Annotated in this window: 25 protein-coding genes; 10 read left to right on the forward strand and 15 right to left on the reverse strand. The window is 66.5% G+C overall.

Features of this window, described 5'->3' with window-relative positions:
- Positions 1 to 15: 15 nt before the first annotated feature.
- Both A8G00_RS20750 and A8G00_RS20755 read right to left on the reverse strand, forming a co-directional pair.
- The gene (locus A8G00_RS20750; protein ID WP_061940864.1) at positions 16 to 1,302 is read right to left on the reverse strand and encodes an Hsp70 family protein; all 1,287 of its coding nucleotides are present in this window, start codon (positions 1,300 to 1,302) and stop codon (positions 16 to 18) included.
- An 85-nt stretch (positions 1,303 to 1,387) separates the two neighbouring features.
- Positions 1,388 to 2,005: a J domain-containing protein gene (locus A8G00_RS20755; protein WP_061940861.1), complete on the reverse strand. Its 618-nt coding sequence runs from the start codon at positions 2,003 to 2,005 to the stop codon at positions 1,388 to 1,390.
- A 44-nt stretch (positions 2,006 to 2,049) separates the two neighbouring features.
- Here A8G00_RS20755 and A8G00_RS20760 point away from each other — a divergent pair, with 44 nt between their 5' ends.
- The 3 genes from A8G00_RS20760 to A8G00_RS20770 are packed head-to-tail and all read left to right on the forward strand — an operon-like array spanning position 2,050 to position 4,013.
- Positions 2,050 to 2,334: a BolA family transcriptional regulator gene (locus A8G00_RS20760; RefSeq protein ID WP_048577874.1), complete on the forward strand. Its 285-nt coding sequence runs from the start codon at positions 2,050 to 2,052 to the stop codon at positions 2,332 to 2,334.
- A gap of 51 nt (positions 2,335 to 2,385) precedes the next feature.
- On the forward strand, positions 2,386 to 3,093 hold the full coding sequence (locus tag A8G00_RS20765; RefSeq protein WP_044662973.1) for a glutathione S-transferase: 708 nt from the start codon (positions 2,386 to 2,388) through the stop codon (positions 3,091 to 3,093).
- Positions 3,090 to 4,013, forward strand: coding sequence for a pirin family protein (locus A8G00_RS20770; RefSeq protein WP_103001566.1), 924 nt, complete (start codon positions 3,090 to 3,092; stop codon positions 4,011 to 4,013). Before A8G00_RS20765 ends, A8G00_RS20770 begins: the two co-directional genes overlap by 4 nt.
- 108 nt (positions 4,014 to 4,121) lie before the next feature.
- Here A8G00_RS20770 and A8G00_RS20775 read toward each other — a convergent pair whose 3' ends face one another.
- Positions 4,122 to 4,958, reverse strand: coding sequence for an MJ0042-type zinc finger domain-containing protein (locus A8G00_RS20775; protein WP_103001567.1), 837 nt, complete (start codon positions 4,956 to 4,958; stop codon positions 4,122 to 4,124).
- 169 nt (positions 4,959 to 5,127) lie between these two features.
- Between A8G00_RS20775 and ftsE the strand changes: the two genes are divergently transcribed.
- From ftsE to A8G00_RS20795, 4 genes are read left to right on the forward strand one after another with little or no spacing between them, the layout of a single operon-like run.
- Positions 5,128 to 5,838, forward strand: a complete 711-nt coding sequence (ftsE, locus tag A8G00_RS20780; RefSeq protein WP_044661168.1) for a cell division ATP-binding protein FtsE — start codon at positions 5,128 to 5,130, stop codon at positions 5,836 to 5,838.
- Positions 5,838 to 6,752, forward strand: coding sequence for an ABC transporter permease (locus tag A8G00_RS20785; protein WP_103001568.1), 915 nt, complete (start codon positions 5,838 to 5,840; stop codon positions 6,750 to 6,752). Before ftsE ends, A8G00_RS20785 begins: the two co-directional genes overlap by 1 nt.
- The gene (locus A8G00_RS20790; RefSeq protein WP_044661170.1) at positions 6,749 to 7,279 is read left to right on the forward strand and encodes a YdcF family protein; all 531 of its coding nucleotides are present in this window, start codon (positions 6,749 to 6,751) and stop codon (positions 7,277 to 7,279) included. The genes A8G00_RS20785 and A8G00_RS20790 overlap by 4 nt, the downstream gene beginning before the upstream one ends.
- Positions 7,280 to 7,293: 14 nt before the next feature.
- Complete coding sequence (locus A8G00_RS20795) at positions 7,294 to 7,989, forward strand: 1-acyl-sn-glycerol-3-phosphate acyltransferase (RefSeq protein WP_103001569.1); 696 nt, start codon at positions 7,294 to 7,296, stop codon at positions 7,987 to 7,989.
- A 38-nt stretch (positions 7,990 to 8,027) separates the two neighbouring features.
- Here the strand turns inward: A8G00_RS20795 and A8G00_RS20800 are convergent, their stop codons facing one another.
- The 3 genes from A8G00_RS20800 to A8G00_RS20810 all read right to left on the reverse strand — a co-directional run bounded on the left by A8G00_RS20800 (position 8,028) and on the right by A8G00_RS20810 (position 11,051).
- Entirely contained in the window at positions 8,028 to 8,933 is a 906-nt protein-coding gene (locus A8G00_RS20800; protein ID WP_044661172.1) for a prephenate/arogenate dehydrogenase family protein, read from the reverse strand.
- Positions 8,933 to 10,030 (reverse strand): histidinol-phosphate transaminase, encoded by a 1,098-nt coding sequence (gene hisC, locus A8G00_RS20805; protein WP_103001570.1) that lies wholly within the window; start codon positions 10,028 to 10,030, stop codon positions 8,933 to 8,935. The genes A8G00_RS20800 and hisC overlap by 1 nt, the downstream gene beginning before the upstream one ends.
- A gap of 61 nt (positions 10,031 to 10,091) precedes the next feature.
- A complete protein-coding gene (locus A8G00_RS20810; RefSeq protein ID WP_103001571.1) occupies positions 10,092 to 11,051 on the reverse strand; it encodes a 2-hydroxyacid dehydrogenase in 960 nt (319 codons plus the stop codon).
- Positions 11,052 to 11,108: 57 nt separating this feature from the next.
- On the opposite strand from A8G00_RS20810, the gene A8G00_RS20815 reads away from it, so the two are divergent.
- Positions 11,109 to 12,260, forward strand: coding sequence for a homoserine O-acetyltransferase (locus A8G00_RS20815; RefSeq protein ID WP_044661175.1), 1,152 nt, complete (start codon positions 11,109 to 11,111; stop codon positions 12,258 to 12,260).
- Complete coding sequence (metW, locus tag A8G00_RS20820; protein ID WP_044661176.1) at positions 12,257 to 12,844, forward strand: methionine biosynthesis protein MetW; 588 nt, start codon at positions 12,257 to 12,259, stop codon at positions 12,842 to 12,844. The genes A8G00_RS20815 and metW overlap by 4 nt, the downstream gene beginning before the upstream one ends.
- Positions 12,845 to 13,032: 188 nt before the next feature.
- On the opposite strand, the gene A8G00_RS20825 is transcribed toward metW, so the two are convergent.
- Both A8G00_RS20825 and A8G00_RS20830 read right to left on the reverse strand, forming a co-directional pair.
- Complete coding sequence (locus tag A8G00_RS20825) at positions 13,033 to 14,598, reverse strand: peptide chain release factor 3 (protein ID WP_044661177.1); 1,566 nt, start codon at positions 14,596 to 14,598, stop codon at positions 13,033 to 13,035.
- A gap of 66 nt (positions 14,599 to 14,664) precedes the next feature.
- Positions 14,665 to 15,549, reverse strand: coding sequence for an aldose 1-epimerase family protein (locus A8G00_RS20830; RefSeq protein WP_103001572.1), 885 nt, complete (start codon positions 15,547 to 15,549; stop codon positions 14,665 to 14,667).
- A 160-nt stretch (positions 15,550 to 15,709) separates the two neighbouring features.
- Between A8G00_RS20830 and A8G00_RS20835 the strand changes: the two genes are divergently transcribed.
- The gene (locus A8G00_RS20835; protein WP_025548227.1) at positions 15,710 to 16,234 is read left to right on the forward strand and encodes a hypothetical protein; all 525 of its coding nucleotides are present in this window, start codon (positions 15,710 to 15,712) and stop codon (positions 16,232 to 16,234) included.
- Here A8G00_RS20835 and A8G00_RS20840 read toward each other — a convergent pair.
- The 7 genes from A8G00_RS20840 to rpmI form a co-directional block, all read right to left on the reverse strand.
- Positions 16,182 to 16,892: a DUF4386 domain-containing protein gene (locus tag A8G00_RS20840; protein WP_103001573.1), complete on the reverse strand. Its 711-nt coding sequence runs from the start codon at positions 16,890 to 16,892 to the stop codon at positions 16,182 to 16,184. The two genes, A8G00_RS20835 and A8G00_RS20840, sit on opposite strands and share 53 nt — an antisense overlap.
- Complete coding sequence (gene pheT, locus A8G00_RS20845) at positions 16,889 to 19,303, reverse strand: phenylalanine--tRNA ligase subunit beta (RefSeq protein ID WP_103001574.1); 2,415 nt, start codon at positions 19,301 to 19,303, stop codon at positions 16,889 to 16,891. Before pheT ends, A8G00_RS20840 begins: the two co-directional genes overlap by 4 nt.
- Entirely contained in the window at positions 19,300 to 20,403 is a 1,104-nt protein-coding gene (pheS, locus tag A8G00_RS20850; protein WP_025548230.1) for a phenylalanine--tRNA ligase subunit alpha, read from the reverse strand. Before pheS ends, pheT begins: the two co-directional genes overlap by 4 nt.
- Before the next feature lie 8 nt (positions 20,404 to 20,411).
- Positions 20,412 to 20,792: a GIY-YIG nuclease family protein gene (locus A8G00_RS20855; RefSeq protein WP_048576369.1), complete on the reverse strand. Its 381-nt coding sequence runs from the start codon at positions 20,790 to 20,792 to the stop codon at positions 20,412 to 20,414.
- Positions 20,793 to 20,838: 46 nt separating this feature from the next.
- Positions 20,839 to 21,459 (reverse strand): LysE family translocator, encoded by a 621-nt coding sequence (locus A8G00_RS20860; protein ID WP_103001575.1) that lies wholly within the window; start codon positions 21,457 to 21,459, stop codon positions 20,839 to 20,841.
- 199 nt (positions 21,460 to 21,658) lie between these two features.
- On the reverse strand, positions 21,659 to 22,021 hold the full coding sequence (gene rplT, locus A8G00_RS20865; RefSeq protein ID WP_022682430.1) for a 50S ribosomal protein L20: 363 nt from the start codon (positions 22,019 to 22,021) through the stop codon (positions 21,659 to 21,661).
- A gap of 14 nt (positions 22,022 to 22,035) precedes the next feature.
- Entirely contained in the window at positions 22,036 to 22,239 is a 204-nt protein-coding gene (rpmI, locus tag A8G00_RS20870) for a 50S ribosomal protein L35 (RefSeq protein ID WP_007689506.1), read from the reverse strand.
- Positions 22,240 to 22,327 lie beyond the last annotated feature (88 nt).

Here is a 22,327-nt window from a genome sequence, read left to right on the forward strand (position 1 = left end):
CTTAACACGCCGGGATCAAGCGGCCCATTCGGCCAAATTGGCCTCCTGCCCGACCAGCGCCAGCCCATGGGCGATGGACGTCAATTCTCCGCCGGTTGCAATATGGTCTTTCCCGAAGCGCCGGTCGAAAATGCGCCGGATCGCCGGGATCAGGGACGTGCCGCCGGTCAGGAACACCCGGTCGATGGCATCGGGCGCCACGCCCGCCTTGTCGAGCGCCTTGTCCACCGTGGCTTCGATCCGGGCGATGTCGGGCGCGATCCAGCCTTCGAAATCGGCGCGCGTCACCTGCTTTTCGATGGTGAGCCCGCCGCCTTCGAAGCGGAAAGTCGCGCTCTCCGCCTCCGACAGCCGCCGTTTCAAAGACCCCACCGCATCGTAGAGCGGATAGCCCAGTTCCTTCTCGATCACCGTGATCATCCGCCCGATGGCGTCGGGATCATGGGCGGCCTTCTGCAAGCGCGCCAGCTCGTCCATGGTCCGCCGGTTGCGCATCAGCGCCAGCCGCGACCAGTCGGCAAAGTCCGCGAAATAGCTGCGCGGAATCTCCAGTTCCTTGCCGAAGCTGTGATAGCTGCCGCCCTTGCCCAGCATCGGCAGCACCAGATGATCGACGATCCGATAGTCGAAGCGGTCCCCGGCCAGGCCGATGCCCGCCGAGCCGAGTGGCACGCAACGCCGCGCCGCGCCCGGCGCCTCGACCCGGACGATGGAAAAGTCGCTGGTGCCCCCGCCAAAGTCCGCCACCAATATCGTCGCCGCTTCGGTCAGGCGGCTGGCATAGCTGAACGCGGCGCCCAGCGGTTCGTAGACATAGTGAATCTCGTCCCCGAACCCTGCGAACATGGCGTCATAGCGCCGCCGGGCGAGCGCCTCGTCGGGCCGCGATCCGGCATATTCCACCGGCCGCCCGACCACGATCCGCTCCGGCCGCCGGTCCAGCGCGCCGCCCGCATGGCCGACCATGCGGGAGAGGAACATTTGCCCCAGTTCCTCGAAGCGGAAGCGCTTCTCGAACACATTCGCGCTTTCGAAGACCGGGCTGGCCGCCACCGACTTGAAGCTTTGCAGGAAGCGGCTGTCCTCCGGAAATTCCAGATATTCCGCTATGGCCCATGGTCCCGCCTCATGCGCCATGCCGCCCTTCACGCCGCTGTCATGCCAGAAGCAGAGCGCGGAGCGGAACACCGCGCCGGTTGCTTCCTTGCCGGCAAATTCCACCAGTTCCGACCCGCCCCCGCCAGCGAGCGCGGCCACGCTGTTGGTCGTGCCGAAATCGAGGCCCAGGGCGCGGGTTGTCATAGGAATCTCCGGGGAAGGGTCGGCGCCTATGACAGCGCAATGAACCGATCACAAGTCATTCCCGCCTCTGCGGGAACGACGATGTTCAAGCGAAGGCCTCAGCCTTCCTCAACAATTGATAGGCCTCGATCACTCCCTGCAACAAAGCCTCATGGCTCCGGTCGCCGCCATTATGATCGGGATGAAAGCGCCGCAGCAATTCGGTGTAGCGCTGCCGCAGCGCTCTTCGGTCGGCGTCGATCGGCAACCCCATCACCTCCAGCGCCCGCCGGTCGTCCCGCGACAGGAATTTTCCGTCCTGCCGCGTCTGGTTGTCGGCCCGCGCCTTCGCCACCCGCTCCCTGAACTTGGCGCCGATGGCGTCCAGCGGGTCCTGAAAGTCCGACCATCTGGGCGGCGGGCTGGCGGCGTTGGACGAAAAGGCCCGCGTCTCCCGCTCCCACCCCGCATAGGGGCGCTGGGCGGCGGCGATCTCCTCCGGGCTCATGCCGGTGAAGAAATTATAGCCCTGGTTGAATTCCCGCACATGGTCGAGGCACAGCCAGCGCCAGCGTGGGCCTTCCTGGTTCGGCCGGCCTCCTTCCAGGGGCGGCGCGCGAAATTCCCCCGGTTCCTCGCAGCCGGGCACCGCGCAGGGGCGGTCGCTTTCCACGCGGCCGTGGAAACGGTTGAAACGCCGGGTCGAGAAGGGATCGCTAGCCAAGATTGTCCTGATGCAACGGGGAATAAAGGGCCTATATAGGGGCGATGACCGAGATTCTAAAAGGCCCTGTCGCCACCGAAATCGAAGCCCGGCTGCAGGCCGCCCTCAGCCCCGAACGGCTCGCCGTGATCGATGACAGCGAGAAGCATCGCGGCCATGCCGGGCATGACGGATCGGGGGAGAGCCACTTCACCGTGGAGATCGTTTCCGGCCGCTTCATGGGCCAGAACCGCGTCGCCCGCCAGCGGATGGTCAATGCCGCGCTGGCCGACCTGCTGCGCGAAAAGGTCCACGCCCTGGCGATAAAGGCTCGCGCGCCGGGGGAATGACACCATAGCGCCTGTTCGAACGTTGTGCCGCCGTCGAAGGAGGCGCGCATCATGGCCTATGATTTCTGGTACTGGTCCACCATAGCCGGGCGCGGCGAGTTCGTGCGGCTGACGATGGAGGCGTGCGGCATCGCTTATCGCGACCGCGCCCGCACCGACGGCGACGAAGCGCTGATGGCGGACATGGAGCGTCACGACGCCGGTCCCGCCTTCGCCCCACCCTATCTGGTGACGGACGGCCGCACCGTGGCGCAGACCGCCAACATCCTGTTCTATCTGGCCGAACGCCATGAATGCGGCCCCACCGGCCTCAAGCCGCGCTATTGGCTCGCCCAGGTGCAGCTCACCATCATGGATATGGTGGCGGAGGCGCATGACGTCCACCATCCGGTCGGCGCCCATCTCTATTATGAGAATCAGAAGGCCGAGGCCCTGCGCGCCGCCCAAGGGTTTCGCGCCGGCCGCATCCCCAAATTCCTGACCTATTTCGAACATGCCCTGAGCGCGGAGACGGGCGACTGGCTGGCAGGCCGAAGCTGGAGCTATGCCGATCTCTCGCTCTTCCACCTGATCGCGGGATTGCGCTATGCCTTTCCGCTGCGCATGGCGACGCTGACGCCGTCCTTCCCGCGCCTTGCCGATCTGCATGACCGGGTTGCGGCGCTGCCCGAATTGCAGGACTATCTGGCAAGCGAACGGCGCCTGCCGTTCACCGACGAAGATGTCTTCCGCCACTATCCCGAACTGGACGCAGCATGACCCCGCCCGAACCGATCATCCAGAACGATCCGATCATCCAGACGATCACGCCCACCACCCATGACCTGGGCGATTTCCGCGTCCATCGTTCCCTGCCGGTGAAGGATCGCACCATGGTCGGCCCCTTCATCTTCTTCGACCAGGCCGGTCCCGCCCGGATCGAACCGGGGCAGGGCGTGGACGTGCGCCCCCACCCGCACATCAACCTCGCCACCGTCACCTATATGTATGAAGGCAGCTTCCTCCACCGCGATTCCCTGGGCACGGAGCAGTTGATCGAGCCGGGCGCGGTCAACCTGATGACCGCTGGCAAGGGCATCGTCCACAGCGAGCGGTCGCCGGACGAGGACCGGGCAAAGCTGTCGAAACTGTCCGCCATCCAGACCTGGCTCGCGCTTCCCGACCGTTATGAGGAGATGGACCCGGCCTTCGAGCATGTCGGTGAGGGCGGCCTGCCCGTCATCGATGGCGCTGGGGCGCGGGCGCGCGTGATCATGGGCAACCTGTGGGGCGCAACCTCACCGGTCACCACCTATGCGAACACCATCTATGCCGACATCCAGCTCTCGCCCGGCGGTTCGGTCCCGATCGATGCGGATGCGGAGGAGCGGGCGATCTATGTCTCCGGCGGCGACGCGGCGCTGGACGGGGTGATGCTCCAGCCGCAGACGCTCTACGTCCTGCGGCCCGGCATCAGGGCGACGTTGATGAGCGTGGACGGCGGCCGCGTCATACTTTGCGGGGGAGAGGCGTTCCGGACGCCTCGCCATGTCTGGTGGAATTTCGTGTCATCCTCCACCGACCGCCTGATGCAGGCCCGCGAGGATTGGGAAGCCATGCGCTTTCCCCTGATCCCCGGCGACGACCGGGAATTCATCCCGATCCCCCAAGGGCGGCCGAAGACGGTGAGCTATCCGTGATTTTTTGAGATCGTCATCCCTGCGAAGGTGGGGATCCATCTCCCATAAGTCGTCCCAGGCGGCACGTTCAGGAGATGGGTTCCCGCCTGCGCAGGAACGACGAACGGATCACTGGACGAAGGTCAGCGACAGATTCTCGGCATTTTTCGGAATGTCGATCCGGCTTTCGTTGATCGACGCTTCCTCACCCGGTTTCAGGCTGGTCCGGTCCGCCTTGGTGGTCCAGCTGAACACCAGCCGGTTCTGCCTGTCGCGCAGTTGCACCAGCACGGGGGGTACCGGCAGCACCTGCTTGCCGCTGTTCACGATCCGCGCTCCGAAAGCGAAATATTCCTCCCCGGTCGGCAGCTTGCGCCGCTCGGCAGGCTTGGAAAGATAGAAGAGCAGGTCCGGGTCGCCTTCCTCGGGCACCAGGCCCAGATTGACCGCCCAGCCAGGCGTTCCGAAATACCAGAGCGCCCCGCCGGCCGCGCCGATCGCCAGGCAGAAGGCGAGCGCCGCATAGGTCCATATCTTCAGCCGGTTGCGCCGGGGCTTCGCCGCTACTGGCGCGGGTTCGGCCCAATCGTCGCGCGCATCCGCTTCGGCGCGCCCGTAAATATCGTCGAACCGATAATCCGGCCTTGCCGTTTCCGGGGGTGCGGCTTGCGCGACGGGTTCGGGCTCCACGGGCGCTGCGACGGGCTCCACCGTTGGCGGGGCGGGCTCCTCAACCGGGGGCGGTGGGGGGGGCGGCGCCGGGGGGGGCGGTGGAGGCGGAGGCGATGGCGCCGCGACTTCGGGCACGCCTGCCGTCGCCAATGCTTCCTCTCGCGGGGCGAGCGCGGCGCCTTCCTGGAACCAGCTATGTTTGCAGGCGGCGCAGCGAACCTGGCGGCCGTTCGGGCCGACGGCGCTGTCCGGCACGATATAGCGCGTGGCGCAATTGGGACACACCAGGATCATGACGCTTCATAGGCATGAGTTGGATTCGAGGGCAAGCGGCTTCAAACATGCCCGTCCACCCGGGCGCGACTCGCGGACTCAGGCCGGATGGGCTTTACGGCCGCCCGTCCGCTGTGCCATGGCTAGGCCATCGGGGAAGCAGGGAGCGCGCGGGCGCTGAAATAGACGCATGTCGGCCATCGTACAGTTCGAAAATGTCGGCCTGCGCTATGGTCTGGATAGCGAGACGCTGTCCGACGTCAGCTTCTCCCTGGCGAGCGGCGGCTTCTATTTCCTGACCGGCGCGTCGGGCGCGGGCAAGACATCGCTGCTGAAACTCCTCTACCTCGCCCAGCGGCCCAGCCGCGGCGTCATCCGCCTGTTCGGGGAGGATGTCGTGACACTGCCCCGCAAGCGCCTGCCGGGGTTCCGCCGACGCATCGGGGTGGTGTTCCAGGATTTCCGGCTGGTCCCGCATCTGTCGGTCTATGACAATATCGCCCTGCCGCTGCGGGTCGCGGGCATGGAGGAGAGCGAGATCGACCTGCCCGTCAGCGAGATGTTGAACTGGGTGGGACTGGGCGATCGCGGCCAGGCCCGCCCCGCCACCCTGTCGGGCGGGGAACAGCAGCGCGTCGCCATCGCCCGCGCCGTCATCGGCCGCCCGGAAATACTGGTGGCGGACGAGCCGACCGGCAATGTCGACGCCGACATGGCCCGCCGCCTCATGACCCTGTTCGAAGCGCTCAACCGGCTGGGCACCACCATCGTCGTCGCCACCCACGACCTGCCGCTGATCGCGCAGGTGGGCAGCGCGCAGATGATGAAGCTGGACAAGGGCCGTCTGTCCGATCCGACCGGATCGCTGCGCTACCCGCCCCGACCGCAGGCGGCCGGTTGATGGCGTCCCCCGGCGCCATGGGCAATCGCCGCGCCGCCGCCGCCGCGCGCCACCGGCTGCTGCCAGAGGGGCGGGTGGCCGGCCCTATGCCCTGGATCATCGCCATCATGATGTTCCTGACGGTGCTGTCGGCCGCCGCCGGTCTGGGCCTGGGCGCGGCGGTGAAGGCGATGGGCGCCGACCTTGCCGGGCGCGCGACGGTGCAGATCGTGGAAGCCAATGCCGAACAGCGCGAGCGCCTCAGCGCCGCCATGGCCGCCGCACTGCGCAAGGACGCGACCGTCCGCGCCGTTCGTCCGGTCCCGTCCGCCGCGCTGGCGGAGCAGATCCGTCCCTGGCTTGGGCAGGACGCGGCCAGCGGCGACCTGCCGATACCGGCGCTGATCGACATCGAACTCACGCCGGGCCGGACGGACGCGAAGGTCGAGCGTCTCCGCCGACAGCTCCATGCCCTCTCGCCAAAGGCCCGCATCGAACCCCATGCCGCCTTCCTCGCGCCGCTCGCGGATCTGCTTTCCGCGCTTGGCTGGCTGGCGGCGGGCATCGTCATGCTGATGACGCTGGCGACCGGCGCGGTGGTCGTCCTCGCCGCCCGCGCCGCGCATGACAGCCATCGCGGCACCATCGACGTGCTGCACCTGATGGGCGCGACCGACGTGCAGATCGCCCGGCTGTTCCAGCGGCGCATCGGCCTCGACGCGCTGTTCGGGGGCGCGCTCGGCTTTGCCTGCGCATTGCTGGTGATCCTGCTGCTGGGCGGGCGGCTGCTGGCGACGGGATCGGAGCTGCTGAGCGGCGTCCAGCTGCCGTGGACAAGTTGGGCCGCGCTGGCCGCGATACCCATGGGCTGCATGCTGCTGGCGCGGATCGCGGCGCGCTGGACGGTGCTGCGGTCGCTGGGGCGGCTGCTGTGATCGTCCGCTTCATCGCCGTCACCCTGTTGGGATGGATGCTGGGCTTCGCCTGGTTCGCGATCTTCCTGCCCCAGCCGCTGGACGGTCGCCAGACCGACGCGATCGTCGTGCTGACCGGCGGGGCCGGGCGTATCGACCGCGGCCTTTCCCTGCTTCAGGACGGCGCGGCCAAGCGGATGCTGATCTCAGGCGTCGACCGCTCGGTCCGCCCGGCGGAGCTGGCCGCGCAATATAAGGCGCCTGAACGCCTCTTCTCCTGTTGCATCACGCTTGGCCGCGAAGCCATCGACACCCGGTCCAACGCCATAGAGACAGCGCACTGGCTGGAACGGCGGGATTTCAAGACGGTGCGCCTCATCACCACCGACTGGCACATGCGGCGTTCCGCGCTCGAACTGCGGCAGGCCTTGCCCGAACGGGTCACGCTGGTCTACGACGCCGTGCCCAGCCGCCCCAGCCTCACCATGCTGGCGCGTGAATATAATAAATATCTGCTGCGCCGGGCGGCGGCGCTTATTGGTATCTGAACGGTTCACCCGGAATGCTGACCGCGCTGCGATCCCTCGCCTTCATGTCGATCTTCTATCCGGGATCGCTGCTGTTCGTCCTTGCGGCCATGGCGGTCAATCTGGTCGCGCCCCGCTCCATTCCCCGCGTCGCCACTGCGTGGAGCCGCTTTCATCGCGGCTGCGCGCGCTGGCTGCTGGGGCAGAAGGTCCGGGTCGAGGGAAGGCTGGAGGACGGTCCCTATCTCTACATCCTCAAGCATGAATCGATGTTCGAGACGATCGACCTGCTCTGCCTGCTGGATCGTCCCGCCATCGCCGCCAAGCGCGAGCTGTTCGACATTCCGCTCTGGGGCGGCATCGCCCGCCGCTATGGCCTGATCCCCATCGAACGCAGCGCCGGGGCGAGCGCGCTGCGCGCCCTGCGCGTCGCCGCCAAGGCCGCCACGGCGGAGGGCCGCGCCATCTGCCTCTTTCCCGAAGGCACCCGTGTTCCCCATGGCGAAAGCCCGCCCTTGCGCGCCGGTTTCGCGGGGCTCTACGTGCTGCTGGGACTGCCGGTCGTGCCCATCGCGGTCGACAGCGGCCGCGTCTCGCCCCGCGGCAAGTTCATGAAGCGCAGCGGCACGATCACTTACAAGGTGGGCGAGATCGTTCCGCCCGGCCTGGATCGACGGGAAGCGGAAGCTCGCGTCCATGCGGCCATCAATGCGCTGAACGAGCCTTTATAGGCCGATATGCTCCTGCGAAGGCAGGCGCACGCCGCTATTCAATGCGAACGCCCGAAATCGGGCTTGGGATCGTCCTGCCCCTGCTCGATGATCGACCGCCGGATCGCCCGCGTGCGGGTGAACAGGTTGAACAGCGCATCCCCGTCATTCCAGCGGATCGCCCGCTGCAAGGCCGACAGATCCTCCGAAAAGCGCTGGAGCATCTCCAGCACCGCATCCTTGTTCGCCAGGAACACGTCGCGCCACATGGTCGGATCGGACGCGGCGATGCGGGTGAAGTCGCGGAAGCCGCCGGCGGAATATTTGATGACTTCCGACTGGGTCACATCCTCCAGATCGCTGGCCGTGCCGACGATGGTATAGGCGATGAGGTGCGGCAAATGGCTGGTCACCGCCAGCACCAGATCGTGATGCGCCGGGTCCATCGTCTCGACATCCGCGCCGACGCGCCGCCACAGCTCCGACACGCGCTCGACCGCCGCCGGATCGGCGTCGGCGGGCGGCGTCACGATGCACCAGCGGCCCCGGAACAGGGAGGCGAAGCCCGCTTCCGGCCCGCTATTCTCCGTGCCCGCGACGGGATGGGCGGGAATGACCGTGCGCCCCGGCAAGGCAATGTTCAACTGCGCCAGCACATCGGCCTTGCAGGAGCCGACATCGCTGATGATCGCCTCCGCAGGCAGATCGTCGGCAATCTCCGCCGCCGCCGCGCCCATGGCCCGCACCGGCACGCACAGCACGACCAGATCGGCATCCGTCACCGAAGCGCCCGCCGTATCGGTCACGTCGTCGCACAGATCGATGGCCCGCGCGATCTCCCGCACGCCGGCATCGGCATCATGGCCCGTCACCCGAACGGTCGGCATGGCTTCGCGGATCGCCCGCGCTAGCGAGGAGCCGATCAGGCCCAGCCCAATGATCGTGACGCGCGAAAATGGCAGCATCAGGCCGCTTCCGCCATGGCGCGCAGCTTGGCCGCGACCTTGCGCATCTGATCCTCGGTGCCGATGGTGATGCGCAGTCCGTTGGGCAGACCCTGCCCCGGCAGCCAGCGGGTGGCGAAGCCTTCGTCCCACAGGCCCTTCATCGCCGCCTCGGCCGTCAGCCGGCCATCGAACAGGATGAGCAGGAAATTCGCCTTGCTCGGCACGGCGCGCAGCCCATGGTTGGACAGCGCGGCGATCTCGCCCGTCAGCCATTCGCGCCATTTCCGGTTATGTGTCCGGCTCGCCTCGACCCAGGCGGCGTCCTCGATCGCCGCCACCGCAGCGGCCTGCCCGGCCGTCGTCACGTTGAACGGCGCGCGGATGCGATGCAGCACGTCGATCACCTCGGCGCTGGCATAGCCCCAGCCGATCCGCTCGGCGGCAAGCCCGTAAATCTTCGAAAATGTCCGGGTCACGAACATATTGGCGGCATTCTTCGCCAGTTCCAGCCCGCCATCATCCTCGTCCGCGTCCAGATATTCGGCATAGGCCTGATCCAGCACGAACAATATGTCGGGCCGCAGACCGGCATGCAGCCGCGCAATCTCTTCCCGCGACGTCATGGTGCCGGTCGGGTTGTTGGGGTTGGCGAGGAAGACGACCTTGGTCTTCTCCGTCACCGCCGCGAGCAGCGCATCCACATCGGTCGCATAATCGGCGTCCGGCGCGATGACCGGCGTCGCCCCCACGCGCCGCGCCGCGATGTCGTACACCGAAAAGCCGTAGCGGACGTAGAGCACCTCGTCCCCCGGCCCGGCATAGGCGCTCGCCGCGATGTGCAGCAATTCGTCCGACCCGGTGCCGTAGATCACCCGCGCCGGGTCCAGTCCATGCGCCGCCGCGATCGCCTCGCGCAGCATGGCGGCGCCGGGATCGGGATAGGTCGCCAGATCCGCCGTTGCCGCGACCAGAGCGGCCCGCGCCGCTTCCCCGGTGCCCAGCGGATTTTCATTGGCGGACAGCTTCACCAGCGGTCGCCCGTCATCGGCGGCCGACTTGCCGGGAACATAGGGCGAAATGCCGAGGATCCAGTCTTTGGGGGCAGGCTTTGTCATGCGCCGCGCTTTAGCGTCATCGAAGCGAAACGCAAAGCGCTTGGATGCGGGCGTCCGCTTCTCACACCACGGGGGTCAGCAGGGGCTCGCCCGCCGCCCAGGCATCCAGATTGGCAAGCACCAGATCGGCCATCGCCTTGCGCGTCTCGACGGTCGCGCTGCCCTGATGCGGTTGCAGCACCACATGATCCATTTCCAACAGCGCTTCCGGCACATGCGGCTCGTTCGCGAACACGTCGAGACCCGCGCCCGCGATCCGTCTTTCCCCCAGCGCCGCCACCAGCGCGTCCTCATCGATCACGCTGCCCCGGCTGATGTTGATGATCACGCCCTCGGGGCCCAGCGCATCCAGCATCGCCGCATCGACCAGCCCGCGCGCCTCCGGCCCGCCGGAGGTCGCGACAATGACGACATCGCTCTGCCGCGCGAAATCCAGCGGATCGGCCACATAGCGACAGGTCGTATCCGCCACCGCCCGCCGGCTGTGGTAGATAATCTCCCCCGCCACCGGCTCCAGCCGCCGGGCGATGGCGCGCCCGATCCGGCCCAGTCCCAAAATCCCGATCCGCTTGCCCGTCACGCGCCCGCACAGCGGCGGCTTCACGCCCCGCGCCCAGTCCCCGGCCCGCACCATCCGGTCATTGGCCGCGATATTGCGCACCGTCGCATAGAGCAGCCCCACCGCCAGGTCGGCCACGTCATCGGTCAGCACGTCCGGCGTATTGGTGACGCGGATGCCCTTTGCCCGAGCATGATCGACATCGACCTTGTCATAGCCAACCGAAAACAGCCCGATCATCTCCAGCTTCGGCAAGGCGTCCATGATCGCCGCGGAGGCGCCGACCGATCCGAAGGATACCAGCGCCCGCGCCTCCCGCGCTTCGGGCGGCAGCGCATCCGGATCGGCATCCGCCGCAAGGGCGTGAACCGCAAAGCGCCGTGCCAGCCCGTCGTCCAGATAGGGATAGAGCGGGCCATAGGTCAGGATGGGGATGGCAGAATGGTCGGTCATGCCCGTCATCTAGGCGAAGGAAGGGCCGATTGACAGAGCCCGGCCCCGGTCCTAGCCCGAACCGATATGGCCAGCGCGTCCTTTCCCGATGACACCCGTTTCGGCCTGCGCCGGCAGGCGCGGCTGCCCGGCCCGCTGCGGCTGGACAGCGGAGCCGCGCTGGGGCCGGTGGACATCGCCTATGAAACCTATGGGCGGATGAACGCGGACCGTTCCAACGTCATCCTCATCTGCCACGCGCTGACCGGCGACCAATATGTCGCGTCGGACCATCCCGTCACCGGCAAGCCCGGTTGGTGGTGGCGGCTGGTGGGGGAGGGGAAGCCGGTCGACCCCGCCCGTCATTTCATCGTCTGCGCCAATGTCATCGGCAGTTGCATGGGCTCCAGCGGGCCTGCCAGCCTGGACCCCGCGACCGGCGATCCCCATGCGATGCGCTTTCCGGTGATCACCATCGCCGACATGGTCCGCGCCCAGGCGATGCTGCTCGATCATCTGGGCGTGGACCGGCTTCATGCCGTGATCGGCGGTTCCATGGGCGGCATGCAGGCGCTGATCTGGCCCACCCTTTATCCGGAACGTGTCGAAAGCTGCGTCGTCATCGCCTCTACGGCGCGACACAGCGCCCAGAACATCGCCTTCCACGAAGTCGGGCGGCAGGCGATCATGGCCGACCCCAACTGGCGCGGCGGCGACTATTATGCGGACGGCGCGATCCCCAGCGCGGGCCTGGCGGTGGCGCGCATGGCCGCGCACATCACCTATCTTTCCGAAGCGGGCCTCACGGAGAAATTCGGGCGTCGTCTTCAGGGGCGCCCGGAAAACCCGAATGGGTCCAAGACCTTCGGCTTCGACGCCGATTTCCAGGTGGAATCCTATCTGCGCCACCAGGGGCTGAGCTTCGTCGAGCGGTTCGACGCCAACAGCTATCTCTACATCACCCGCGCCATGGACTATTATGACATTGCGGAGGATCATGGCGGCAGCCTTGCCAAGGCCTTTACGGCATCCAGGGCGCGTTTCTGCCTCGTCAGCTTCGACACGGACTGGCTCTATCCCACGGCGGAATCCCGCCTGATCGTCCACGCGCTCAATGCCGGCGGCGCGCAGGCGAGCTTCGTCGAACTCTCCAGCCCCTTCGGCCATGACGCCTTCCTGCTGGAATGCCCGGAACTGAACCGGGTGGTGGACGGCTTCCTGAAGGGCGGCCGCGCATGAGCCTGCGTCCCGACCTCGCCCTGATCGCCCGTACCGTGACCCCCGGCGCGCGGGTGCTGGACGTGGGCTGCGGCGACGGCGCGCTGATGGCGGCGCTGCGCGACACCAAACGGGTCGACGCGCGCGGCCTTGAAATCGACCCGCACAATGTCGCCGCCGCCGTTGGCCGGGGACTTTCGGTGGTGCAGGGGGACGCCGACACCGACCTTGTCACTTATCCCGAAGCCAGCTTCGACTATGCGATCTTGAGTCAGACGCTCCAGACCACCCGACGCCCGGACCGCGTGGTGGAGGAACTGCTGCGCATTGGCCGTCAGGCCTTCGTATCCTTCCCCAATTTCGCCCATTGGCGCGGGCGGCTGTCGCTGTTCTGGGGCGGGCGCATGCCGGTGACGCGCCTGCTGCCCGACACATGGTACGACACGCTCAACATCCACCATGTCACGGTCGACGATTTCCGCGCCCTGGTGAAGGATCGCGGCTGGACCATAGACGGCCAATGGTTCCTGAAGGGCGACCGGGAAACCACCCATGCGAACGCCAATCTGTTCGCGGAACATGCGGTGTTCCTGCTGCGGCGGTGAGCGGGAGGGGTGGAATCAGGACATTCCCCCTCCCGCAGGCGGGAGGGGGTTAGGGGGTGGGCTGGCGCGGCACCTGCGCTGTTTTGCAACGGCTAAGTCAGAAGCTCGCTACGCTCGCGCCCACCCCTAACCCCTCCCGTTTACGGGAGGGGAATGTCTTGAATTGGCCAAATTCGGCCGTACCCCGTTCAACGCTCCTTGGTCGCGCTGAACTTGACCTTGGGGTGCCGCTCCTGCTGATAGCCGATGTCCCAGGCGCTCTTCGCCATGAAGACCAGGTTGCCGTCGCGATCCTTGGCCATATTGGCGCCGTTGAACGACACCAGGTCCCTGATTGCGGCGTCGTCCCCCGAAATCCATCGCGCCGTGTCGAAAGGCGAAGCCTCCAGCCCGGCCGCGACCTTATATTCCGCCTCCAGCCGGGAGATCAGCACGTCGAGCTGCAACTGCCCGACCACGCCGACGATCCAGTTCGATCCGATTTCCGGATAGAAGACCTGGATCACGCCCTCTTCGGACAGGTCATCCAGCGCCTTGCGGAGCTGCTTCGTCTTGGTCGGGTCCTTCAGCGCCACGCGCCGCAGGATTTCAGGCGCGAAGTTCGGCAGGCCGGTGAAGCGGACCCCGGCCTTCTCGCTCAGCGTATCGCCGACGCGCAGCGTTCCATGGTTGGGAATGCCGATGATGTCGCCCGGAAAGGCCTCGTCCGCAATCTCGCGGTCCTGCGCGAAGAAGAGGATCGGGGAATGCACGGCGATCGGCTTGCCGCTGCCGCTTGGCGTCAGCTTCATGCCCCGCCGGAACTTGCCCGAACAGAGCCGCATGAAGGCGATCCGGTCGCGATGCTGCGGGTCCATATTGGCCTGGACCTTGAAGATGAAGCCGGTGACTTCGCTATTCTCCGGCTCGACGGGCGCGGGCTCGGCGGGCTGGGCACGCGGCGGCGGCGCATGGGCGGCCAGCGCGTCGATCAGTTCGGTCACGCCGAACAGCTTGAGCGCCGACCCGAAATAGACCGGCGTCAGGTCGCCATGGCGATAGGCGGCAAGGTCGAAATCGGCATAGCCGCCCACCGCCAGTTCCGCCTCCTCCCGCAGCCGCGCCAGCCCCTGTCCGGACAGATGCCCGGCCAGAGCATCATCGTCGATGCCGGAGAAGGAGGCTTCCTTCCCCTCAAATTCCTTGCTCGCGCCCGAAGGCTGGCGCAGGCGGTTCCGGGCGAAGTCGTAAATCCCCTCGAACTCGCCGCCCATGCCGACCGGCCAGCTCATCGGACACACGTCCAGCGCCAGCGCGTCCGCCACTTCATCCAGCAGGGCGAAGGCGTCGCGCCCTTCACGATCCACCTTGTTGACGAAGGTGATGATGGGAACGTTGCGCAGCCGGCACACCTCGAACAGCTTGCGCGTCTGCGGCTCGATGCCCTTGGCGGCGTCGATCACCATCACGGCCGAGTCCACCGCCGTCAGCGTGCGATAGGTGTCCTCGGAAAAATCCTCGTGCCCCGGCGTGTCGAGCAGGTTGAACGTCACCCCGTCGCGTTCGAAGGTCATGACGGAGCTGGTCACGGAAATGCCGCGCTGCTGCTCGATCTTCATCCAGTCGGAGCGTGCGCGCCGGTTCGCCCCGCGCGCCTTGACCTCCCCTGCCAGATGGATCGCGCCGCCTTCCAGCAGCAGCTTCTCGGTCAGCGTGGTCTTGCCCGCGTCGGGGTGCGAGATGATGGCGAAGGTACGGCGGGAAGGAATGCTCATGGGCGGCCCATATAGCGATTCTTTGCCGCCGCGCCAGTAAGGCCGTTTTTGGAAGGCAACTCGAATTCAGCCGCCCACCACCGTCACGTCCATCCGGAAGGTCCGTTCCTTCCCCGGCGCCAGCCGCATGATCCCCTGCTTCTCCCAAACATCTCCGGTAAAACCCACCGGATCGGCCATCCCCGCCCAGGGTTCCACGCAAAGATAATGCGCCCCCGGCTTCTGCCACAGCCCCAGCCAGGGCGTATCGGGAAAATCGATCCTCAGCCCCTTGCCGCCTGGCACGCCCCAGAACAGGCTGCGGCTTTCCAGCCGGTCCCAGACCAGCGCGTCGCCCTCGAACATCGCATGGGTGGGCGCCAGCACCTGGCCATCCACGGGCGAAGCGGTGCTTTCCCGCGCGATCAGGCCCGATTCGTTCCCCACCTTGCGGATCGGCGCGGGTTCCGCCTTCTCGAACAGCACCCGGTGATCCTCCGCCGCCCCGGCATAGGGCAGCGGCCATGCAAAGGCAGGATGATAGCCGAAGGAGAAGGGCAGGTCGCCCTCGCCGCTATTGGCCACCGTCGCCTTCATCCGCAGCGCCGCTCCCTCGACCGCGAAGCGCATGTCCAGCCGGAAGTCGAAGGGATAGACCGCCCGCGTCTCCGCATCCGCCTCCAGCCGGAAGGTCACGGCCTCACCGCTCCGCTCCACCAGCGCGAAAGCCCTGCGCCGCGCAAAGCCATGCTGCGGCATCGCGTAATCCCGCCCCTCGAAGCGATAGGCATCCCCGCGCGATCGCCCGACGAAGGGGAAGAGCAACGGCGCGTGTCCCGTCCACCAGCGCGGGTCCGCATCGGTCATCAATTCGCGCCCCTGCCGGTCCTTCAGCGACCAGAGCTCCGCCCCCAGCGGGTTGACGACGGCGCTCAGATCGCCTGAACCGATGGTGATGAATTCGTCCGCCATATGCTGCAATCTCCTTGCCGTCCGGCATAGAGCGATTTCCCGGCGACCGGAACCGACCGCCGGTCAGGAAATCGCGGAAAAGAAAGAGTCCGGAGCGGCCAGGCCGGCGCGGAACCACGCCCAGTCTCAAGGGGTTGAAGAAGCAGCAGGGAGAAATCGGATGAAATGGATCGGCGTGGCTGCGCTGTTGCTCTGTTCGACGGGCGCTCTGGCGCAGGAACAGGAGAAGAAGGACGACACGTTGAAGAAGGCGGGCACCATCGCGACCCAGCCCGCGCGGGATGTCGGCATCGACAAGGACAAGATTCCCGATGTGCTCCAGCAGGCGGTCGAAGACCCCTATAAGCGCCCGCCCTTGCGGAGCTGCAAGGCGCTCAAGACCTCGCTCGACGAACTCAACGCGGTGCTTGGCCCCGACTTCACCGTGGGGCAGAAGGCGAATGAGAACCGCACCGGCAAGATAGCCGAAGCGGTCGGCAAGACTATCGTCAATTCGATCATCCCCTTTCGCGGCCTGGTGCGGGAGATCAGCGGCGCCGCCCCTGCCGAGCGTCGTCTGGAAGCCGCCGTCACCGCCGGCATAGCCCGGCGCGGCTATTTGCGCGGCCTGGCCGACGCCAAGGGTTGCAAGATCATGAGTCCGCCGCCGACCGCGCAGGAAAAGGCCGACGAGCCGAAAAAATAAGCCATAGCGCGAAGACCGCCTCCGCCAGCACCGCCACGATGTCCGCCTGAATCACCGTCGCGTCGGCCAGGTCCGGCGCGATCAGCGCCATCAGGCGCGCCACCGCCTGTACCGAGCCGCCGAACATCAGCGCCGCGCCCAATGCGCGGGGAAACCGCCGCGAGCGGAAAGCCAGCAGACCGATCAGCAGCAGATACAGCCCCAGGAAGATGCGTGCGACGTGCTGAACCTGATCCCGCAGCAGCAGCGTCAGTTCCACGAGCGAATAGGTCTGCGCCATGCCGATGCCCGGATGCGGCGCCCCGTCCAGCAGGATGAGCGGCGCGATGGAGAGAAGGCTGCCTGCCCCCAGCGTCGCAATGCCGATGACGGAAAGCAAAGCCGCCATCCGCGCAACATGCCTCCCGCCCGGCGCGAACAGCGCATAAAGCAGTACGGTCGCCCCCAGCATGGCGCAGGCCATCGCCAGATCGGTCGCCTCCGCCGCGCGATAGGCCCAGGGAAAGTCCTTTATGTTCCGCGCCGTTTCCCGCCCGGAACCGGGCACGACCAGAGCGGCGCGGATCATGGCCTCACCCACGCCGCGCGCCGCCATGCCGCCGAGAAGGAAGAGACCGGCAAGCCGCGCTTTCCCCTCGATCCCGGCGAACAGCCTCATCCCCGCAGAGTGCCGCCCAGCTTTTCCGCCGCCTTCACCACGGCCGCGCTGATCGCGTCCAGCTCTTCCTGGGAAAAGCTCTTGTCGCCGGGTTGCAGCGTGATCTCGACGGCAAGGCTTTTCTTGCCCTCATCCACGCCGGGGCCGACGAAGACGTCGAACAGCCGCGCGTCAACGATCGCTTTCTTGTCCGCGTTCCTGACCGCACGGACCAGTGCGTCGGCTTCGACAGCCTGATCGACGAGGAACGCGAAATCGCGTTTCACCGCCTGCAAGGCCGGCGGCGCATAGGGCGGGCGCATGAAGCCGCTGGCCCGTCGGGCGGGGATCGCGTCGAGGAAGATCTCGCCCGCGACCACCGCGCCGGTCAGCCCGAACTGCCTGGCGAGGCTGGGATGCAGCACGCCGAACTCCGCCAGAACCGTTTTCGGCCCCAGCCGCAACGTGCCCGACTGGCCCGGATGATAGGCGCCCGACGCCTCGCCGAAGCTCTGGAGATTGGCGACGGGCGCGCCCGCGGCTGTGAGCAGCGCGATCGCCTCGCCCTTGGCGTCGAAGGCGGAGAAGGGCTGCGCCTTCCCGGTCTGCCAGCCCCGCGCCACCTTCTCGCCCGCCAGCACGAAGCCGACGGTCGGCCGCTCCTTGTCCGCCAGATAGCGGCGGCCCAGCTCGAACAACCGCACCGAAGCCGCGCCGCGGTCCACATTCCGCCGCGTGGCCGAAAGCAGACCGGGCAGCAGGGAAGGACGCATGACCTTCAGATCCTCCGAAATCGGGTTGGCGAGGGTCCATGCCCCGCCGCCGACCGCGGCGGCCTCCCTCTCCGAAATGAAGGACCAGTTGACCGCTTCGGCCAGCCCACGCGCCGCCGCCGTCCGGCGCACGCGCCGTTCGATGGCCTGTTCCGGCGTGGCGGTCGGCTTGGCGACGCCGGGGGCGCGGGGCAGGGGGGTGGAGGGCACCTGATCCAGCCCTACGATGCGCACCACCTCCTCGACGATGTCGGGCCAGCCGTCGACATCACGCCGCCAGCTCGGCACCGTCACGGTCCATGTGGCAGGGGTCGTGACCGGCACGCCGTCCTGATATTCGAAGGTGGCGTCATTGCCTTCCACCTTGAATCCCAGGCTTTCAAGAATGCGTTTCTGCTCCGAATCCGCGACGTCGACGCCGGCAAGCGCCAGGCATTGCGCCGGATCGTAGGTCACGGTCTTCACGGCCAGCGGCGGACTGCCGGCGCGCGTCGCCTCGCTGGCGCTGCCGCCGCACAGATGCGTCACCAGATAGGTCGCTATCGACAGGCCGTCGTCCAGGAAGGCCGGGTCCACCCCACGCTCGAACCGTCCGCGCGCGTCGCTGGTCAGCCCCAGCTTCTGCCCCGTCACCGCGATCCGTTCCGGCGTGAAATAGGCGCATTCGATCAGCACGTCGGTCGTGGCTTCCGTGGCGCCCGAATGCTCGCCGCCCATGATGCCGCCAATGTCGTGCACCGCTTCGTCGTCGGCGATCACGGTCATGCTCTCATCGACCGTGTAGGTCTTGCCGTTCAGCGCCAGCACCTGCTCGCCCGGCCTGCCGCGCCGCGCCACCAGCCCGCCCTTCAGCGTCGCCATGTCATAGACGTGCAGCGGCCGGCCCAGATCGATCATGATGTAATTGGTGATGTCGACCAGCGTGCTGATCGGCTTCTGCCCGATGGCCTTCAACTGCTTCGCCATCCATTCGGGCGAACTGCCGTTCTTCACGCCGCGCACCGTCCGGGCGAAGAAGGCGGGGCAGCCCTCCGCATCCTCGATTCGCACGTCCGGCCCGGGGCCCGCCGCCTCGATCGTCGGCACGATCAGCGCGTTCAGCGTGCCCAGCCCCGCCGCCGCCAGGTCGCGCGCGATGCCGCGCACGCCCATGCAGTCCTGCCGGTTGGGCGTGATCGACACGTCGATGACCGGATCGTCCAGCCCTGCCCATTCCGCATAGACCCTTCCCACCGGCGCATCGGCGCTGAGTTCGATGATCCCGTCATGATCCTCGCCCAGTTCCAGTTCCCGGAAGGAACACATCATGCCGTTGGATTCAACGCCGCGAATGGCGGTCTTTTTCAGCACCATGCCGTTGACCGGCACCACCGCGCCCTCGGTCCCGAACACGCCGACCAGCCCGGCCCGCGCATTGGGAGCACCGCAGACCACCTGCAACGGGCCGTCGCCCGCATCCACGGTCAGCACCTGCAGCTTGTCCGCCTGCGGATGACGCTCCGCCGTCAGCACCTTCGCAATGCGGAAGGCGCCCAGCTTCTCCGCCGGATTCTCCACGCCCTCGACCTCAAGACCGATGTTCGTCAGCCCCTTGAGGATCGTCGGCAGGTCCGCATCGCTATTAAGATGCGTCTTGAGCCAGCTCAGCGTGAACTTCATGCGCCCACTCCCCCGCTCAAAGTGGGCACATCCAGCGCCGAAAAGCCATAATGTTTCAGCCAGCGCAGATCGCCGTCGAAGAAAGCGCGCAAGTCGTTCATCCCATATTTCAACATGGCGAGCCGGTCGACGCCCGTCCCGAAGGCAAAGCCCTGCCATTCATCCGGATCGAGCCCGCATGCCTCGATCACCCGCCGGTTCACCATGCCGCTGCCCAGCACCTCCAGCCAGCCGCCACCCGGCGCGTCGCCGTCGCCCCCGATCACCCGTTGGCCGTTCACCAGCGTATAGCCGACGTCGACCTCCACCGAAGGTTCGGTGAAGGGGAAATAGCTGGGCCGCAGGCGCAGGACGATGTCGTCGCGCTCGAAAAAGGCCTTCAGGAAAGTCTCCAGCGTCCATTTGAGATGACCGAGCGTGATGCCCTTGTCGATCACCAGCCCCTCGATCTGATGGAACATCGGCGTATGCGTCGCGTCGCTGTCCGACCGATAGACGCGGCCCGGCGCGATGATGCGGATCGGCGGTTCGCCGTTCATCATGGTCCGGATCTGCACTGGGGAGGTGTGGGTGCGCAGCAGCATCTTCTTCCCGTCCCCATTCCCATCGGTGGTGTCGGGGAAGTAGAAAGTGTCGTGCATCGCCCGCGCCGGATGCGTCTCCGGAATGTTGAGCGCGGTGAAATTATGCCAGTCGTCCTCGATCTCCGGCCCCGTCGCCACGGAGAAGCCCAGATCGGCGAAAATCTCCGCCAGTTCGTCCATCACCTGGCTGACCGGATGCACGGACCCCTGTGGACCGGTGTCGGCGGGCAGGGTCATGTCGATCTTCTCGGCCGCGAGCTTCGCATCGAGCGCCGCCTGCTCCAGCGCCGCCTTCCTTTCCGCCAGCGCCGCCGTCACGCTCTCCCGCAAATCCTGGATCGGGGGGCCTTTCTCGAGCCGCTCCTCCGGGCTCATCGGGCCCAGCGTCTTGAGCAGCCCCGTCACCACGCCATTCTTGCCCAAGGCGCCGACCCGCAGCGCCTCCAGCGCGTCGAGCGTGTCGGCGGCGGCAATATCCGCGATCAGGCCGGCTTTCAGATTGGCAATCTCAGTCATAATCTTCGTCATTCCCGCGGAGGCGGGAATCCATTTCCCACCCTGTTCCAATCACCTGACGCCTTGACGATGCGCCGACTTTTCAATGGCTCGAACCCGAAATCGATCGCCAAATCCCGCCAATCGGGATTCTCCCGTCCGATCAGGCCGATCTTCCATTGCCTGTTCCATTTCTTGATCTGCTTTTCACGCCGGATCGTCTCTTCCATCGAGCCGCCGCTCTCGAACCAGACCAGCCGGTGCACGCCGTAATCCTTTGTGAAGCCCTCAATCAAGCCGGAACGGTGCTGATATATCCGTTGGACGAGATTTGATGTGACTCCGATATACAGCGTGCCATTTTTGTGACTGGCAAGAATGTAGACCGTCGGATCGAAGTCGCGTGTCACGGCTGGCTCCGGAGATGGGTTCCCGCCTTCGCGGGAACGACGACGATCAAGCCCGCGCCCCCAGCAACGCCCCGCCGAAGCCGATGAACATCAGCCCCGTTCCCCGGTTGAACAACCGCTGCCGGTTCGCGGGCGCCAGCCAGCGGGCGAGCTTCATGCCCCCCAGCGCATAGACGCACTGCCAGCCGAACTCGATGGCGACGAAGCTCGCCACCAATATGCCCAGCTGCACCGCAAAGGGCCGATCGGTATCGATGAACTGCGGAAACAGCGCGGCCGCGAAGATGATGAGCTTGGGATTGCTGAGGCCGGTGAGCAACCCGGTGCCATAGAGCGTCCGCAGCGACCGCGCCCGCGTGGCGCCCACCTCGCCTGCTTCACCCACCGGCGCGCGCCAGGCCTTGACGCCCAGCCAGATCAGATAGGCGACACCTGCATAGCGCAACCCGTCGAACAGGCGCGGAGAGGCTTTCAGCAACGCCCCCAGCCCGAGCGCGGAGGCGATCAGGCACAGCAGGATCGCGCTCATCAGCCCGGCCATGGTGGCAAGCGCCCGACGCGGGCCATGATGAATGCTCTGCGTCATCACATGCAGCATGTTCGGTCCCGGCGTGGCCGAGATCAGGAAGACCGCCGTGACATAGAGCCACCAGACATGCAGCGACATGAGGGATATTCCTTCAATACCGTTCGGGCTGAGCGAAGCCGAAGCAGCGCTTGAGCCTGGCGAAACCGTTCGCCTGCGGCTCAGCAGAACCTTTGACTTCGCCCAGGGTGAGCGGAGATGGGGGTTCACGCCAATCAAAAAGGGCGCCGAAGGCATCTGCCCCGGCGCCCCTTTGGACGATCTTGCGACCGTTCTAAGCTCAGGCCGCGGGCAGCGCAGCCTTCGCCTGGGCGATGATGGCGCTAAACGCCTCGCCTTCGTGCATCGCAATGTCGGCCAGGACCTTGCGGTCCAGATCCACGCCGGCCAGCTTCAGGCCGTGCATGAACTGCGAATAGGTCAGGCCCTCGGCGCGGACACCGGCGTTGATGCGCTGGATCCACAGGCCGCGGAAGGTCCGCTTCTTGACCTTGCGGTCGCGATAGGCGTACTGGCCGGCCTTTTCGACGGCCTGACGGGCGATGCGGATCGTGTTCTTGCGACGGCCATAATAGCCCTTCGCCTGATCCAATATCCTCTTATGCTTCGCCTTGGTGGTCGTACCACGCTTGACACGTGCCATTGGTCAGCCCTCCCTTACTTCAGGCCATAGGGCGCCCAGAGGCGCACATGGGCCACGTCGGCGTCGGACATGACCGAGGTGCCGCGATTCTGGCGGATATATTTCGCATTGTGGCTGATCAGGCGGTGACGCTTGCCAGCGACGCCGTGCTTGACCTTGCCGGAAGCGGTGAACTTGAAGCGCTTCTTCACACCGCTCTTGGTCTTGAGCTTGGGCATTTTCGTCTCCTTTTCAAAGCGCGACGATTACGGACAGCCACGGCAGCCCTAGTTAGCCGGGCGGTCCTTCCAAATATCGCGAAGGGCG

The organism is Sphingobium sp. SA916 (assembly GCF_002894065.1).
In the GTDB taxonomy this organism is placed as follows: domain Bacteria; phylum Pseudomonadota; class Alphaproteobacteria; order Sphingomonadales; family Sphingomonadaceae; genus Sphingobium; species Sphingobium fuliginis.

Coding starts and splice junctions, on each gene's coding strand:
- rpmI (WP_007689506.1), bottom strand. CDS start 22,239: ATGCCCAAGCTCAAGACCAAGAGCGGTGTGAAGAAGCGCTTCAAGTTC.
- A8G00_RS20785 (WP_103001568.1), top strand. CDS start 5,838: ATGGCGTCCCCCGGCGCCATGGGCAATCGCCGCGCCGCCGCCGCCGCG.
- A8G00_RS20765 (WP_044662973.1), top strand. CDS start 2,386: ATGGCCTATGATTTCTGGTACTGGTCCACCATAGCCGGGCGCGGCGAG.
- pheT (WP_103001574.1), bottom strand. CDS start 19,303: ATGAAGTTCACGCTGAGCTGGCTCAAGACGCATCTTAATAGCGATGCG.
- A8G00_RS20750 (WP_061940864.1), bottom strand. CDS start 1,302: ATGACAACCCGCGCCCTGGGCCTCGATTTCGGCACGACCAACAGCGTG.
- pheS (WP_025548230.1), bottom strand. CDS start 20,403: ATGACTGAGATTGCCAATCTGAAAGCCGGCCTGATCGCGGATATTGCC.
- A8G00_RS20800 (WP_044661172.1), bottom strand. CDS start 8,933: ATGCTGCCATTTTCGCGCGTCACGATCATTGGGCTGGGCCTGATCGGC.
- A8G00_RS20810 (WP_103001571.1), bottom strand. CDS start 11,051: ATGACGGGCATGACCGACCATTCTGCCATCCCCATCCTGACCTATGGC.
- A8G00_RS20830 (WP_103001572.1), bottom strand. CDS start 15,549: ATGGCGGACGAATTCATCACCATCGGTTCAGGCGATCTGAGCGCCGTC.
- A8G00_RS20815 (WP_044661175.1), top strand. CDS start 11,109: ATGGCCAGCGCGTCCTTTCCCGATGACACCCGTTTCGGCCTGCGCCGG.
- A8G00_RS20770 (WP_103001566.1), top strand. CDS start 3,090: ATGACCCCGCCCGAACCGATCATCCAGAACGATCCGATCATCCAGACG.
- ftsE (WP_044661168.1), top strand. CDS start 5,128: ATGTCGGCCATCGTACAGTTCGAAAATGTCGGCCTGCGCTATGGTCTG.
- rplT (WP_022682430.1), bottom strand. CDS start 22,021: ATGGCACGTGTCAAGCGTGGTACGACCACCAAGGCGAAGCATAAGAGG.
- A8G00_RS20860 (WP_103001575.1), bottom strand. CDS start 21,459: ATGTCGCTGCATGTCTGGTGGCTCTATGTCACGGCGGTCTTCCTGATC.
- A8G00_RS20825 (WP_044661177.1), bottom strand. CDS start 14,598: ATGAGCATTCCTTCCCGCCGTACCTTCGCCATCATCTCGCACCCCGAC.
- hisC (WP_103001570.1), bottom strand. CDS start 10,030: ATGACAAAGCCTGCCCCCAAAGACTGGATCCTCGGCATTTCGCCCTAT.
- A8G00_RS20760 (WP_048577874.1), top strand. CDS start 2,050: ATGACCGAGATTCTAAAAGGCCCTGTCGCCACCGAAATCGAAGCCCGG.
- metW (WP_044661176.1), top strand. CDS start 12,257: ATGAGCCTGCGTCCCGACCTCGCCCTGATCGCCCGTACCGTGACCCCC.
- A8G00_RS20840 (WP_103001573.1), bottom strand. CDS start 16,892: ATGAGGCTGTTCGCCGGGATCGAGGGGAAAGCGCGGCTTGCCGGTCTC.
- A8G00_RS20835 (WP_025548227.1), top strand. CDS start 15,710: ATGAAATGGATCGGCGTGGCTGCGCTGTTGCTCTGTTCGACGGGCGCT.
- A8G00_RS20775 (WP_103001567.1), bottom strand. CDS start 4,958: ATGATCCTGGTGTGTCCCAATTGCGCCACGCGCTATATCGTGCCGGAC.
- A8G00_RS20795 (WP_103001569.1), top strand. CDS start 7,294: ATGCTGACCGCGCTGCGATCCCTCGCCTTCATGTCGATCTTCTATCCG.